The following is a 13,939-nucleotide window of genomic DNA, read 5'->3' as shown; positions in this document are numbered from 1 at the left end:
ATTCTCTAGTGGTTTTTCTATTAAGTGACATGTTCTAACTTGTCCCTTTTTTTCATACAATGTATCAATCACTGGTTGTACTTTTAGATATATTGTTAAAGGAAGGGTGCGTATGAGTCGTCTCAAAGAAATTAAAAAACGTCATCTTAATCGTAAGAAGATGAAGAGCGACATTAGACCGATAAGAATGAATGATCCTGCTATATCAGGAAAGGTTCCTTATGGGAAAGAAGGTCAAAAAACAGGTGAATCATATCCACTTTTTAAAACCAATCGCTTTCTATTCAAATGTTTAGTGGCAGCTTTACTCATATTAGTGGCCATAATTGCAGAAAGATCGATGGATAGTCGATTTAATACCGTAAGAAGCGTTATGGAAAAATCATTCGCAAATGATTTTCAATTTACCGAAGTATCAAAATGGTATGAGTCTAAATTTGGACAACCATTGGCCTTTTTTCCAAGTCAGACGAAAACAGATGAACAGTCTGAACAAAAGACAACTAAGAGCGCCAGTTCAAACGCTAGTAGGTTCTCTCAACCTGTTGCTGGTGAAGTAAAAGAGCAGTTTTCAAATTCAAAACCAGGTATTTTAGTCCAAACAACCCCAAAATCAAAAGTTGAAGCAGTGAAAGATGGTATGGTGGTTTTTGTTGGAGAGAAAAAAGAAACTGGAAAAACCATTATAGTTCAACATCAAAATGGAGCTGAATCTTGGTATGGTCGGTTAAATAAAGTTCACGTAAAAATATACGATAATGTAAAGAAAGGGCAGGATCTAGGGATTGTCTCTGAAGATACAAATGACAAATATGGTTCTTTCTATTTTGCATTGAAAGAAAACGGGAAATTTGTTGATCCAGCAACCTTATTTCAATGATGGCTATCATTCGCCACTTATTCTTAAAAATCAGGATTCATCCAGTTTTTTGGATAGTCGTTGGAATAGGCCTTTTTACGGGGCATTTTTGGGAAGTTAGTACCATCGTTTTTATTGTCTTTATTCATGAATGCGGTCATGGGATCTCAGCTTTAATTTTTGGTTGGCGTGTAGAATCCATTCAATTATTGCCCTTTGGTGGCGTTGCGAAAGTGGATAATCATGTCGATAAGCCGGCCTATCAGGAATTTATTGTGACCATTTCGGGGCCTATTCAGCATTTGTGGTTACCATTGGTTTCTTATTTAATGCTTAAAACGGACGTATGGAACCCTGAAAATCATCAACTTTTTTTGTATTATAATAAAATGATTCTATTATTTAACTTGTTACCGATATGGCCATTAGATGGTGGAAAAATCTTGCGTATTATCTTGCAGAATTATCTTCCCTTTATGAAAGCTTACACATGGACCCTCCTCTTATCGTGTCTACAATTAGGTTGTTTATCGGTAGTTGTCCTTTTGAATTTCCCTTTCACATTAAATTACTTTGTTATTAGTGGTTTTATCTTAATCTCCATCTATCGTGATTGGATCGAGCGACGTTTTATCTTTATCCGCTTTTTATTATCGAAATGGAACAATACGGTAAAAGTGAAGAAAGTCCAGACACGATATATACAAGGTAATCTGTCCATTGTAAAAGCCCTTCATCTTCTCTATAAAAGTTCACAAAGTCGATACCGTATTACGGGTATATCGCACAATACTATAAACGAAATAGACGAACGAGATATTTTAAATGCCTATTTTAATGGCCAATATAACGGTAAGACATTGAATGATCTAAAAAACGGGGTGGTAACTTGAGTTGCCCCCCGTCTTTTTTTTTGAAATAATACTTACAGATGATTTGATGGGAGAATAGTAATGGAAAGACATACATACACAATTGTGGTGGAAAATAATAAAGAATTTGAGAAATGGACCGTCCTTATTGATGATAACGTTCAAACGTTTTATTTGAAACCGAGATATGCCACCGGTCATATAGGGGATATTTTGTTAGGACAGGTGACCAATATGGTGAGAGGGCTACAGGGAGTGTTCGTTGAGTTAGGGTCTTCTCAAAAGGGGTTTATTCATTTGAAGGATCTTCTTTATGATGTGAATATGAATCCATTGCAACAGGGGAACATTCAAAAAGGACAAAAAATGATTGTTCAAGTTGAAAAAGAAGCTGTTCGCAGTAAGGGACCTAGACTAACCCAGCATATTCAAATTCGCGGGGGTCATCTCATCTATTTACCCTATAGTCATTATATGGCTGTTTCACATCAACTCTCGATCGATCAAGGTGAAAAACTAAAATTTCACCTTCAAGACCAATGTCAGGCTCCTGAAGGTTTCATTATCCGGACATCTGCTGCGAATAGAGAAAAAAGTGATCTCATCCATGAGTTAAAAACCTTAAAGCAGAAGTGGATCAAACTGACAAAGACAATCGACATGGATCGTCTAGGGCCTATCCATAAAAAAGAGAATCAACTGCTTCAAGAAATCATTTCTGAGCATCATATGTCAGGTGATATAAATCTATATACCGATCATCCGCTGAAAATAAGTAAAGAGTTCTTACCAGAGGTCACCATTAATAGAAGCAAAGTTGGGTTGGAGCAAAGAAGAATCATTGATAGGGCTTATGCCAAGGCAATCAATCGAAAATTAGTTCTTCATTCAGGAGCTGTTTGTATGTTTGATTATACGGAAGCATTAACCATCATAGATATTGATTCAGCTGGAGTAACACCTAAGAGAAACTGGGAAGAAACAGCTTATGCGATCAACTTAGAGGCTGCTTTTGAAATAGCAAATCAAATTAAATTGCGACAAATTGGTGGTATGATTCTTATCGATTTCATCCGTTTAACAAACGAAGATCATAAAAAGCAATTGCTTCAATACGTTAGATCTTGTTTTCTAAATGATTTTACGACGACAAAAGTTCTTGGCTACTCTAATCTCGGACTTATGGAACTTACAAGAAAGAAAAAGAGATATGGAATTCAAGATGCTGTCATAGAAAAGAAAGATTTAAATAGATGATTGACAGCCCGCCCCCACTATGATAATCTATTTGAGTAGTGTTTAAAGGTAAAAGTCTGTCTTCTACTGATGATAACTACGTGGAGCCCCTGCTCCAACCGCACAAACGAGGTCCTATAAATGCACGGATAAAGTGCTACCTTAGAGTTTGGCGAGTCTGAGATATTAGGAGGTGCAGAGATGTACGCAATTATTGAAACTGGTGGAAAACAATTTAAAGTTGAAGAGGGTCAAGTTCTTTACATTGAAAAACTTCAAGCTGAAGCTGGAGAAACTGTTACTTTTGACAAAGTTCTTTTCGTTGGTGGTGAAGATGTTAAAGTTGGTGCCCCAACAGTAGAAGGAGCTACAGTTACAGCAAAAGTTGATGCTCATGGCCGCGATAAAAAAGTTGTCGTTTTTAAATTCAAAAAAAGAAAAAATTATCGCAAAAAACAAGGTCACCGTCAACCTTTTACTAAAGTAACGATTGAAAAAATTAATGCCTAGGAGTATTCATTCGTGATTGAGGTAGATATCAAGCGTAACAATACAGGAGATATTTTATCATTTACGATAAAAGGACATGCCGATAGCGGTCCCTATGGATATGATCTTGTCTGTGCGGGTGTTTCGGCTGTATCCTTTGGATCACTAAATGCCATCGAAGCATTGACAGGAATTACTCCAGATGTCCAAGATGTTGAGAATGGCGGTTTTCTAAGTTGCCGTTTTTCTAAAGATATCGATCAAGAAGCTTGGGTGAAGGTTCAACTTTTGTTAGAAGGCATGATTGTTTCTCTTAAAACGATTGAAGAATCCTACGGTCAACATATTCAAATTCATTCTTAAGGAGGTGCTTTCGCATGTTAAAATTAAATCTTCAATACTTTTCATCTAAAAAAGGTGTAGGTAGCACGAAAAACGGACGTGACTCTATTGCCAAACGTCTTGGAGCTAAACGTGCCGATGGACAATTCGTTACAGGTGGATCTATTCTTTTCCGTCAACGTGGAACAAAAATTTATCCAGGTGTTAACGTAGGTCGTGGTGGAGATGACACTCTTTTTGCTAAAGTAGCTGGCGTTGTTAAATTTGAACGCGTTGGTCGTGATCGCAAACAAGTAAGTGTATATCCAGAAGTGAAAGAAGCATAAGCCCATTTTCATTATAATGTAAATGGCAGGCAGTGGATGTTTTCCTTTGTAACGGGATAATACATCCACTGTTTTTTTATACATATTCGATCATTTGGAAGAATATGTGGTACCGTCTTTTTGGGCTATAGCTTTTATGAAATAGCCGAGAACACTCGTGACTTTAGTCATGAGAGGTTCAGGAATAAATGAGACATAAAATAGCCATAAGGGCGAAGATTGTCTTAATAGATTGGAATATTCTAATATTTAAATGATGTTTTTTTTAATGCTACAATAATGAATCAATAATTATGTTACCGCATACACAGTTTGATTTCCTTTCTGTTATATATTTACCTTGAAAAAGTGATACCTTAGGGGATTTGTTGATGATTAATGAAAAGAAATTAATCGACTATTTTCGTCATATGCGACATGATTGGTTAAATGATGTGCAACTCGTTAAAGGTTACTTATCGCTTGGAAAATACCATGAAGTTGATCGAGTCATTGATCAAATTATTACGAAAGCAAAAAATGAATCAAAATTATCTAATTTACAAGTTCCTGTTTTAACAACTTACATTATGACATATAACTGGTTAGACCATCATCTCCATCTTTCTTTTCAAGTTATTGGTAAAAATGATTTTGACATATCAAAGCATGATCGTAAGATGTTACAGGCAATAAAAAAAACACTTCGTCAATTTGATAAAAACGTTTTAGAATATAAGGACAATCGGATGTTTTTAACATTAGATGTCAGTCAAAAAAAACCGATTTTAATCTTTGATTTTACAGGCGAAATTGAGAATGTTAAGGTTATAGAGAATTGGATTCATTCATCCGAAATGTATGGTTTAGTTCGATTTGTTGAACATTATATCAATGAGACTAAGGCAAATGTAGTTTTAGAATTAGAATAAATGAGGTGTTTCAGTGTGTTTGTAGATCAAGTCGATATTTATGTTAAAGGTGGCGATGGCGGAAATGGCATGGTTGCTTTTAGGCGAGAAAAATATGTGCCTGATGGTGGGCCAGCTGGTGGAGATGGAGGAAATGGGGCAGATGTTATCTTTCGTGTCGATGAAGGATTACGCACATTAATGGATTTTCGTTTTCAACGCCATTTTAAAGCACCAAGAGGAGAAAATGGAGGATCAAAAAATCAGCATGGTAGGAAAGCAAAACCCATGATCGTGAGAGTTCCACCGGGAACAATAGTGAAAGACAAAGCAACGGATAGCGTGATAGCTGATTTAGTCGAACAAGGGGATGAAGCTGTTATAGCAAAAGGTGGCCGTGGTGGCCGTGGAAATACGCGCTTTGCGACACCCAAAAATCCTGCTCCGTATATTGCTGAAAATGGAGAACCTGGTGAGGAACGAGAAATCCGATTGGAATTAAAATTATTAGCGGACGTTGGTTTAGTTGGGTTTCCAAGTGTAGGTAAATCCACTCTACTATCGGTTGTATCCGCAGCCAAGCCGAAAATAGCCGCATACCATTTTACGACGATTAAACCTAATCTCGGAGTGGTTTCTGTTGGTGAGACAGAAAGCTTTGTTATCGCTGATCTACCAGGATTAATTGAAGGAGCAAGTCAAGGAGCCGGCTTAGGGCATCAATTTTTAAGACATATTGAAAGAACACGAGTCATTGTGCATGTCGTTGATATGTCTGCAAGTGAAGGTCGTGATCCTTATCAAGATTTTGTGAAAATTAATGATGAATTAAAAGAATATCAATGGCGCTTGCTAGATAGACCTCAAATTATTGCAGCGAATAAAATGGACATGCCAGAAAGTGAAGAGAATTTGGAGAAATTTAAATCTCAATTAAATGAAGATATTCCTATCTTTCCAATTTCATCCCTAACAAAAGCAGGCTTAGACGACTTACTTCATGCTGTATCTGAAACTCTAAAAACGGCACCAGTCATTCCTATATATGATGCAGAGGAAAACGAGAAAAAACGTGTTGTCTATAGGATGCAGGAAGAAGAAAAGCCTTTTATTATTAATAGAGATGATCAAGGAACCTATGTTATAAGTGGTCCAAAAATTGAGAAGCTCTTTAAAATGACGGACTTTAGTCATGATGAAGCCATCAGGCGTTTTGCCCGTCAACTTAGAGGTATGGGCGTTGACGATGCTCTTCGTGAAAAAGGAATAGAAGATGGAGACATCGTACGCATTTTAGATTATGAGTTTGAATTTATGGATTAGAGGATTTGTACAATGAAAGAGAAGCAACAATTTTATTTAGTTCGTGAGGATGTACTTTCAGAATCTATGCAAAAAGTGTTGCAAGTTAAGCATTTAATCGAACGAAAGAAAGTTGAAAACGTAACGGAAGCGGTAAAGATGGTAGGTTTAAGCCGTAGCGCCTATTATAAATATCGTGATGGAATTTTTCCATTTCATCAAATTATGAAAGAAAATATTGTCACTTTATTAATTCATTTAGAAGATCAAAAAGGGAGTTTGACACAATTATTGGAAATTGTTGCAAAAGCAGGGTGTAATATTTTAACGATCCATCAAACGATACCATTACAAGGATCAGCAAATGTAACCTTGTCACTTGATACGAGTGCTGTGGTTTGGAATTTCAATCAATTTATTGATGAACTGAAAAACTTAGATTCTGTAGATCAAGTCGATATAATTGGCACAGGAGGCTACAATAAGTAGCCCGCTTCTGCCAAAGCATCACAAACAGTATTAAGAATGTCTTCGGTTGGAGCTTCAATCAAATGGAGATGAACGCCTTCTGTTAATGTTGAGAGGAGAGGAGCGTTTGTCTCTTTTAATTTATTTATAAAATGGGCCACTTCCAGACGATTTTTTATCATTAGAGATCCAGTCATCTCACCGTAGATAGGATGATCAATGGTCACATTTTTTACAACGGCTCCACAATCAACAATAATGTTTAGTTCATCTTGTGTATCTTCAAGCTGATGCTGACAAGCAATGACACGATGTTTGGTTGTAGAATCGGATTGAGATAAAAAAAGATATCCTTGTGAGGTTGCGATGATGGGATGATTCTTGGCTTTAAGTAAAGAAATATCTTGAACAATCACTTGGCGACTGACATTCGTACGCTTGGCAAGTTCACTGCCAGTTATCGGTTCACGATGAGATTTTAATAACCTTAATAAATAGGCTCTTCGGTCTGAACCATTTTGTTTTGCATGATCACGCATATAAACAACCCCTGAAACAATATAATGGAAAAGGATGTTCGAAAGTGAGGAAGAAAACATACTTCATTCTTCATATTCTCATACGAACAAACACACTTTCATTATAAAGAAAACTTGCCGATTGGCAAGCCGCAGGCGCAGACAGAGGCTTAGCCCGCCCTTATACTGATTATTTAAATATATAAATTTTAAATCAGTATAAAGAAAACTTGCCGATTGCGGGGCCGCAGGCGCAGACAGAGGCTTAGTGTGTCACTTCAGCTTCGCTTTCGTGACAACTCGAAGCAAATTCGAGAAGTGATGCTGGTTGCCCTTATACTGATTACCAAAATATATAAATAAAAATCAGTGTAAAGAAAACTTGCCGATTGCGGGGCAAGTCTCAGAACAGAGGCTTTAATGAAGATTTCTTTATTTGTGAAAGTGTGGCAATCTGACCATGCACACATATAATGATCAAATGAAATTTTCCTAGGAGGTATAGATGTCGTGAAAATCTATGTCGTGCAAAAAGGTGATACGCTAGCGATTATCGCTAAAAAACAAGGGACTACGATTGAAACTTTAAAAAAATTAAATCCTTCACTTAATGAGACTGATGAGCTTATACCGGGTTCAAAAGTAAAAGTTCCTTTAGGAATAAAAAAAGGAACTAAAGAAAGAATTGAGGTAGAAACTCGTTCAGAAGCCCAACAAGGAATCCAAACACAGCCTACTATTGAAACAAGTCCTAGAACAGAACAAGGCCAAACCAACCTAACACCTCCTTCACCTAGTCCTATGCCTACTCAATCAACAAATTATCCAATGCTTGAGTCTGAGCAAGAGCAAGTGCCGATGTATCAATGGCCAAATGTTCCCTCACCAGCTAATCCAGATATGACTTCAACTAATCAAACCATGCCAGAACAATTATCCAATATAAATCAAATGCCTCAAACAAATCCGTTCTATACACAGCAGGTTAATAATGAAATGTTGTATTCATTGGCTGAAACTTCTATTCCTAATAAGCCTAACCAAAGTCATCAAGAACCATCATATCTTGGTGGTTGGAATGATGAAGCTAATGCTGCTCAACTTTACCCAGTCGGTTCAGAAGGTAACGACAAATATTATGATAACTTGGAAAATTATCCAGAATCAATAAATCAAGGTGCACCTTGGAATCTACCTTACCCAGCGCCATATCCTACTACTTCTCCATTACAAAGTGGAAAAGAGATGAAGCGAGGAGAACATTCTGGTACCCAATTGAATCCAAGTCAACCAATGGAAAGCCCCATATCTTCAAATCTAATGCCTACTATGCCTATAACGAATGAAAGTCCTGCTAATCCAAGCAATGTAAGTCCAGCGTATCAAGGCCCGTCATCACCAAATCCAGGTTATCCAAGCAGTGTAAGTCCAGCGTATCAAGGCCTGTCATCACCAAATCCAGGTTATCCAAGCAGTGTAAGCCCAGTGTATCAAGGACCAGCATCACCAAATCTTGGTTATCCAAGCGGTGTAAGTCCAGCGTATCAAGGTCCGTCATCACCGAATCCAGGTTATCCAAGCGGTGTAAGCCCAGCGTATCAAGGACCAGCATCACCGAATCCAGGTTATCCAAGCAGTGTAAGCCCAGCGTATCAAGGACCAGCATCACCAAATCCAGGTTATCCAAGCAGTGTAAGCCCAGCCTACCAGCCTCCTAAGCCACCGAAGGGAGGAAAACCAGGTAGTGTAAGTCCGGCGTATCAAGGACCGGCATCGCCGAATCCAGGTTATCCAAGCGATGTTAGCCCAGCCTACCAACCACCTCGGCCACCAAAAGGAGGAAAATCAGGTAGTGCAGGTCCAACATATCAAGGTCCGATGTCACCTTATCCAAGTCCTGATTTATATCGTGGATATACACAACTACAACAACCCTGTGGATGCGGAGATCAAGGATTTAATCCGATTTTAACACCTTTTCCATCTTATTCTAATCAACAACCTTATTATGGAAAAGCGGATGTTCATCCAGTAAGTCGTTCAAACGAAAGCAAAGAAACACCCTTAATAGCTGGGTCATATACTCATTGGGATGGTCAAACAAAATCCCCTGAAGAGCGATGGTATAGTTATGATAACCACTCAGAACATCCTTTACAACCCTCGCTTTCACAGGATAGCGAAGATAAATCAAAAAAAGAGTGACGATATGAAATCGTCACTCTTTTTTTTGGTTTTCATTTCCTGATTGTGATAAACTAAGGAAGATGAAGAAGGGAGCGAAATCATTTGAATATTGAAAAATCAATCGACAATACGATTTCTTGGCTTAGAGAAAAAGCACAAGAAGCCCATGCTGATGGCCTTCTTGTTGGAGTAAGTGGCGGTATCGATTCGGCAACAGTCACTCACTTAATCAAACGAGCTTTTCCAGAAAATAGCCTGGGCGTCATTATGCCTTGTAAAAGTAACCCTCAAGATAAAAAAGATGCTAAAGCAGTTATTGATAGTGCGGGTATCGATTTTATCGAAGTTGATTTAACTGAAACACATCATGTTCTCTTTAATCAGGTTAAAGAACAATTTGGCGAAAATTGGGATGAAACAAGAGCTAGGTTAGGTGATGGAAATTTAAGAGCCCGTTTAAGAATGAGTACATTATATACTGTTGCTTCTCAAAAAAATTATTTAGTTGTAGGTACTGATAATGCCGACGAATGGTATACGGGCTATTTCACAAAATACGGTGATGGTGGTGTGGATCTTGTTCCTTTAGTTAACTTTACAAAAGGACAAGTTGGTCAAATGGCTAAAGTACTTGGTGTACCAGAATCCGTTCTTAACAAAAAACCATCTGCAGGTTTATGGGAAGGACAAACAGATGAAAATGAAATGGGTACAACATATAATATGATCGATGCTTACTTAGAAGGAAAAGAAATACCTGAAAAAGATAAAGAAATCATAGAAGAAATGCATGTGCGAACAGAACATAAACGCTCACTCGCTGCTGCACCTCCTAAATTTTAACTATGTATCCTATCAATAACTGACTAAGAAAATCCCCTTTTACACAAGATAGTGTGTGAAAGGGGGTATTTTTTAAAAATGAAAAAAACCATTTTAACATTTTCGACAGCATTAATGATGACTGGTGTACTTGCAGGGTGTGGAGCCAATAATGATCGTAATGCAGCCTTTGACAATAATGGACAAAATATGCGAGATGTAGGGTATTACACGGATCGAAATGCTGACTACAATGATGTTACTAGACGAAACGGAAGAAATATGCAAAATACGGATAACTTTAATAACCGTGTAGCTCGTGATAATGATCTTGGATTTAACGACAATAATAACATTAACAATAACAATATGGCATATGACCCAACAAATGACCAAAGGGACGCTAGACGAATTGCACGAGCAGTTGGAAAAATTGACGGCGTTCGTCATGCAAATGTCGTGGTTTATAATAATAACGTCCTCATTGGTGTAACAGCTGAAAACAATCAGGATTTAAGCCAATTACGTGATCGTGTATCCAATAGAGCAAAATCGATAACACCGAATAAACAAGTGAGAGTAGCGACTGATCGGAAAACAGTCAATCGTATCACCAATGTTAATAATCGAATTATCAATGCTGGTGGTAATGTAACAAATGAAGTGGGTTCCGATATTACTGGGATTTTAAATGATTTGGGAAATGCTATTCAAAGACCATTTCAAAATAATGCAAAATAGTGACAATCACAAAAAAGGGCTAGGGCATCGATTCCTAGCTCTTTTTTTATTGGTTCATTACATGTATAATATAATGGGTTAATCCTTCTAGAGTTACTAAGATACATGACATTTACCAATCAACAGTGGGGAGGTCAAATAAATGTCAGGACATTCAAAATGGAAAACCATTCAACATAAAAAAAATGCTAAAGATGCAAAACGTGGAAAAATATTCATGAAACTTGCTAAAGATATTTTTCTGGCAGCCAAAACGGGCGGAGGCGATCCCGAAATGAATGCGTCTCTAAGACTAGCCGTTGAAAAAGCAAAAGCCGCCAACATGCCTAATGATAATATTTCCCGTGCAATTAAAAAAGCAACCGGGAACTTAGATGGTGTCACGTACGAAGAAATTACGTACGAAGGATATGGACCTGGTGGAGTGGCTGTCATTGTTGAAGTCTTAACAGATAATAAAAACCGATCTGCTTCCGAGATCAGACATGCTTTTTCTAAAAATGGTGGTAATCTTGGTGAAACAGGCTGCGTCGGTTTTATGTTTGAAAAAAAAGGTGTTATCACCATTCTTGCATCTGAGGATATAGATGAAGAGGAACTCATGCTCGATGCGATAGATGCAGGCGCTGATGAACTCGAAACGGAAGAAGAAGGCTTTGTGATTTTAACAAGCCCTGAAGCTTTTTCTGATGTAAAAAATGCCCTTCAAGAAAAAGGGTATGCAATTGAAGAATCCGAAATATCCAATATACCACAAACCACGACATCATTATCAAATGAAGATCAAGCGAAAATGAACCGTCTCATTGATATGCTAGAAGACAACGATGATGTGCAAGATATTTATCATAATTTAGAAGAAGAGTAAACAATGGAGATGTGAGGGCGATATTTTATGCCCTCTTATTTTTTTTTGGAGAAAGAGCGTTTTTAACATTGAAGTTAAGCAGTTATCATGCTTGAAACTTTTATGGTATGATAATGGTGAGACAATATATTGTACTTCTTGTCTTTTTTAATTCGTCATTATTGAGGGGAAATAAATTGTTTGATTATATAAAAGGAAAAATTTCATATATCTCAAGCAAATACATTGTCATTGAAAATCAAGGAGTAGGCTATCAAGTTCTATGTGCCAATCCTTTTTTGTATCAAGATGTATTTGGTGAAGAAACAACGATTTATACATATCATTACGTTCGAGAAGATATGATGGCACTTTATGGATTCAAGAGTAGAGAAGAACGAGAACTTTTTATTCAACTGTTAAGTGTTTCAGGTATCGGGCCCAAAGGTGGGCTAGCAATACTCGCATCAGGCAAGCCCGAAAGTATTATTCAAGCGATTGATGCAGAAAACGAATCCTATTTAACAAAATTCCCTGGCATTGGTAAAAAAACAGCAAGACAAATTATATTAGATTTAAAAGGCAAACTTGATCAAACTAAAACAGGTCTATTTAATGATCATGACGTTCAAAACGATGGATTGGATGAAGCTTTAGAAGCTCTGAAGGCCTTGGGATATTCAGACAAAGAGGTTAAACGTGTTGTTCCAAAACTCAAAGATAAAGATTATACAGCTGAGCAGTATATCAAAGAAGCATTGAAACTCATGCTAAATGGATAAGATAGGAGGGGGAAAGCCTTTGGATAACGATCGGATGGTTTCAAGCCGTACAATCGCCGATGATGAATTTGAAGAAACAACGATTCGTCCACATACATTGGAAAACTATATTGGGCAGGAACAGGTGAAAGCTAATTTACGTGTCTTTATTCAAGCAGCAAAACAGCGAAGCGAACCACTTGATCATGTCTTATTGTATGGTCCTCCCGGCCTTGGAAAAACAACTCTATCCATGATTATTGCGAACGAAATGGGGGTCAACATACGGACAACATCTGGGCCAGCTATTGAAAGACCAGGAGATTTAGCAGCAGTATTAACGGCGCTTGAGCCAGGAGATGTCCTTTTTATTGATGAAATTCACCGCTTAAGCCGCCATGTAGAGGAAGTGTTGTATCCTGCCATGGAGGACTTTTGCCTCGATATCATTTTAGGTAAAGGAGAAACGGCGCATTCCGTTCGTATCGATTTGCCACCATTTACATTAGTTGGAGCAACAACAAGAGCGGGGGCTCTATCTCCGCCTTTACGAGATCGATTTGGTGTGATGAGTCGTTTACAATTTTATGACGTGGATGAACTTGCTCAAATACTGAAACGAACTGCCCAGGTGTTGAATACTGAGTTGGACGAACAAGCAGCGAGTGAAATGGCGAGACGTTCAAGAGGAACCCCACGTATTGCGAACCGTTTACTTCGTCGTATCCGAGATTTTGCCCAAGTCACAAATAAAGGAGTTATTGATCAAGAAGTGACGAGGAAAGGATTATCTCGCCTGCAGGTTGATGAATTAGGTCTTGATCATGTTGACCATCAATTACTATTAGGTATTATTGAAAAATTTGGTGGTGGTCCTGTTGGGCTTGATACGATTGCAGCGACAATTGGTGAGGAACGACATACGATTGAGGATGTGTATGAACCTTATTTACTTCAAATTGGTTTTATTCAAAGGACACCAAGGGGTCGTATGGTGACAAATGCTGGCTATCATCATTTTAATTTAGAAAGAAAGGGATAGTTAAATGAGTTCTGTAGGGAAAATGTTGATGGTTGTAGGTGCCATTATCTTTCTCATTGGACTTCTCTGGAGATTTATTGGAAAACTTCCAGGGGATATCGTTTTTAAAAAAGGAAATACAGTCTTCTTTTTTCCAATAGTAACATCGATTATCCTTGGCATTGGAGTATCGTTCCTTCTTTATATTATCAATGTTTTTTTAAAACGATAGGTGTTAAAATCAGTTCTCATGATCAA

At 37.7% G+C, this 13,939-nt stretch carries 17 protein-coding genes and 1 other annotated feature; of the genes, 16 read left to right on the top strand and 1 reads right to left on the bottom strand.

Features of this window, described 5'->3' with window-relative positions; all coding sequences use genetic code 11:
* Positions 1-112: 112 nt before the first annotated feature.
* The 9 genes from FG390_RS05560 (at position 113) to thrR (ending at position 6,805) form a co-directional block, all read left to right on the top strand.
* The gene (locus tag FG390_RS05560; RefSeq protein ID WP_141190049.1) at positions 113-880 is read left to right on the top strand and encodes a M23 family metallopeptidase; all 768 of its coding nucleotides are present in this window, start codon (positions 113-115) and stop codon (positions 878-880) included.
* Positions 877-1,752: a M50 family metallopeptidase gene (locus tag FG390_RS05555; RefSeq protein ID WP_141190048.1), complete on the top strand. Its 876-nt coding sequence runs from the start codon at positions 877-879 to the stop codon at positions 1,750-1,752. Before FG390_RS05560 ends, FG390_RS05555 begins: the two co-directional genes overlap by 4 nt.
* 60 nt (positions 1,753-1,812) lie before the next feature.
* Positions 1,813-2,988: a ribonuclease E/G gene (locus FG390_RS05550; protein ID WP_141190047.1), complete on the top strand. Its 1,176-nt coding sequence runs from the start codon at positions 1,813-1,815 to the stop codon at positions 2,986-2,988.
* 86 nt (positions 2,989-3,074) lie between these two features.
* Positions 3,075-3,157, top strand: a sequence feature (ribosomal protein L21 leader region).
* 11 nt (positions 3,158-3,168) lie between these two features.
* A complete protein-coding gene (rplU, locus tag FG390_RS05545; RefSeq protein WP_141190046.1) occupies positions 3,169-3,477 on the top strand; it encodes a 50S ribosomal protein L21 in 309 nt (102 codons plus the stop codon).
* A gap of 12 nt (positions 3,478-3,489) precedes the next feature.
* Positions 3,490-3,819, top strand: a complete 330-nt coding sequence (locus FG390_RS05540; RefSeq protein WP_141190045.1) for a ribosomal-processing cysteine protease Prp — start codon at positions 3,490-3,492, stop codon at positions 3,817-3,819.
* A gap of 14 nt (positions 3,820-3,833) precedes the next feature.
* Positions 3,834-4,124 (top strand): 50S ribosomal protein L27, encoded by a 291-nt coding sequence (rpmA, locus tag FG390_RS05535; protein ID WP_141190044.1) that lies wholly within the window; start codon positions 3,834-3,836, stop codon positions 4,122-4,124.
* 371 nt (positions 4,125-4,495) lie between these two features.
* Positions 4,496-5,035 carry a Spo0B C-terminal domain-containing protein gene (locus FG390_RS05530; protein WP_141190043.1) on the top strand — a complete coding sequence of 180 codons (540 nt, stop codon included), beginning with the start codon at positions 4,496-4,498 and terminating at the stop codon, positions 5,033-5,035.
* A 15-nt stretch (positions 5,036-5,050) separates the two neighbouring features.
* Positions 5,051-6,337 carry a GTPase ObgE gene (gene obgE, locus FG390_RS05525; protein ID WP_141190042.1) on the top strand — a complete coding sequence of 429 codons (1,287 nt, stop codon included), beginning with the start codon at positions 5,051-5,053 and terminating at the stop codon, positions 6,335-6,337.
* Between the two features lie 12 nt (positions 6,338-6,349).
* The gene (gene thrR / locus FG390_RS05520) at positions 6,350-6,805 is read left to right on the top strand and encodes a transcriptional regulator ThrR (protein WP_141190041.1); all 456 of its coding nucleotides are present in this window, start codon (positions 6,350-6,352) and stop codon (positions 6,803-6,805) included.
* Here the strand turns inward: thrR and FG390_RS05515 are convergent.
* Entirely contained in the window at positions 6,793-7,323 is a 531-nt protein-coding gene (locus tag FG390_RS05515; protein ID WP_141190040.1) for a transcription repressor NadR, read from the bottom strand. The genes thrR and FG390_RS05515 overlap by 13 nt on opposite strands.
* Before the next feature lie 489 nt (positions 7,324-7,812).
* Here FG390_RS05515 and FG390_RS05510 point away from each other — a divergent pair, with 489 nt between their 5' ends.
* The 7 genes from FG390_RS05510 to FG390_RS05480 all read left to right on the top strand — a co-directional run bounded on the left by FG390_RS05510 (position 7,813) and on the right by FG390_RS05480 (position 13,913).
* Complete coding sequence (locus FG390_RS05510) at positions 7,813-9,507, top strand: LysM peptidoglycan-binding domain-containing protein (RefSeq protein WP_181406390.1); 1,695 nt, start codon at positions 7,813-7,815, stop codon at positions 9,505-9,507.
* 90 nt (positions 9,508-9,597) lie between these two features.
* A complete protein-coding gene (nadE, locus tag FG390_RS05505) occupies positions 9,598-10,332 on the top strand; it encodes an NAD(+) synthase (protein ID WP_141190212.1) in 735 nt (244 codons plus the stop codon).
* Positions 10,333-10,410: 78 nt separating this feature from the next.
* Positions 10,411-11,052 carry a YhcN/YlaJ family sporulation lipoprotein gene (locus tag FG390_RS05500; protein WP_141190038.1) on the top strand — a complete coding sequence of 214 codons (642 nt, stop codon included), beginning with the start codon at positions 10,411-10,413 and terminating at the stop codon, positions 11,050-11,052.
* Between the two features lie 142 nt (positions 11,053-11,194).
* Positions 11,195-11,920 carry a YebC/PmpR family DNA-binding transcriptional regulator gene (locus FG390_RS05495; protein WP_141190037.1) on the top strand — a complete coding sequence of 242 codons (726 nt, stop codon included), beginning with the start codon at positions 11,195-11,197 and terminating at the stop codon, positions 11,918-11,920.
* A gap of 176 nt (positions 11,921-12,096) precedes the next feature.
* The gene (ruvA, locus tag FG390_RS05490) at positions 12,097-12,681 is read left to right on the top strand and encodes a Holliday junction branch migration protein RuvA (RefSeq protein ID WP_141190036.1); all 585 of its coding nucleotides are present in this window, start codon (positions 12,097-12,099) and stop codon (positions 12,679-12,681) included.
* Positions 12,682-12,715: 34 nt separating this feature from the next.
* Entirely contained in the window at positions 12,716-13,702 is a 987-nt protein-coding gene (ruvB, locus tag FG390_RS05485; RefSeq protein WP_246092722.1) for a Holliday junction branch migration DNA helicase RuvB, read from the top strand.
* 4 nt (positions 13,703-13,706) lie between these two features.
* Positions 13,707-13,913, top strand: coding sequence for a DUF2905 domain-containing protein (locus FG390_RS05480; RefSeq protein WP_141190034.1), 207 nt, complete (start codon positions 13,707-13,709; stop codon positions 13,911-13,913).
* Positions 13,914-13,939: the final 26 nt, after the last annotated feature.

The sequence above is a fragment of the Terrilactibacillus laevilacticus genome, from assembly GCF_006517395.1.
Taxonomy (GTDB): domain Bacteria; phylum Bacillota; class Bacilli; order Bacillales; family Sporolactobacillaceae; genus Terrilactibacillus; species Terrilactibacillus laevilacticus.
The sequence above is the reverse complement of the archived record's forward strand: the minus strand, read 5'-3'. Positions and strand labels throughout refer to the sequence as shown.

Coding starts and splice junctions, on each gene's coding strand:
- FG390_RS05560 (WP_141190049.1), top strand. CDS start 113: ATGAGTCGTCTCAAAGAAATTAAAAAACGTCATCTTAATCGTAAGAAG.
- FG390_RS05555 (WP_141190048.1), top strand. CDS start 877: ATGATGGCTATCATTCGCCACTTATTCTTAAAAATCAGGATTCATCCA.
- rplU (WP_141190046.1), top strand. CDS start 3,169: ATGTACGCAATTATTGAAACTGGTGGAAAACAATTTAAAGTTGAAGAG.
- FG390_RS05500 (WP_141190038.1), top strand. CDS start 10,411: ATGAAAAAAACCATTTTAACATTTTCGACAGCATTAATGATGACTGGT.
- FG390_RS05550 (WP_141190047.1), top strand. CDS start 1,813: ATGGAAAGACATACATACACAATTGTGGTGGAAAATAATAAAGAATTT.
- FG390_RS05515 (WP_141190040.1), bottom strand. CDS start 7,323: ATGCGTGATCATGCAAAACAAAATGGTTCAGACCGAAGAGCCTATTTA.
- rpmA (WP_141190044.1), top strand. CDS start 3,834: ATGTTAAAATTAAATCTTCAATACTTTTCATCTAAAAAAGGTGTAGGT.
- FG390_RS05495 (WP_141190037.1), top strand. CDS start 11,195: ATGTCAGGACATTCAAAATGGAAAACCATTCAACATAAAAAAAATGCT.
- ruvB (WP_246092722.1), top strand. CDS start 12,716: ATGGTTTCAAGCCGTACAATCGCCGATGATGAATTTGAAGAAACAACG.
- FG390_RS05530 (WP_141190043.1), top strand. CDS start 4,496: ATGATTAATGAAAAGAAATTAATCGACTATTTTCGTCATATGCGACAT.
- FG390_RS05480 (WP_141190034.1), top strand. CDS start 13,707: ATGAGTTCTGTAGGGAAAATGTTGATGGTTGTAGGTGCCATTATCTTT.
- thrR (WP_141190041.1), top strand. CDS start 6,350: ATGAAAGAGAAGCAACAATTTTATTTAGTTCGTGAGGATGTACTTTCA.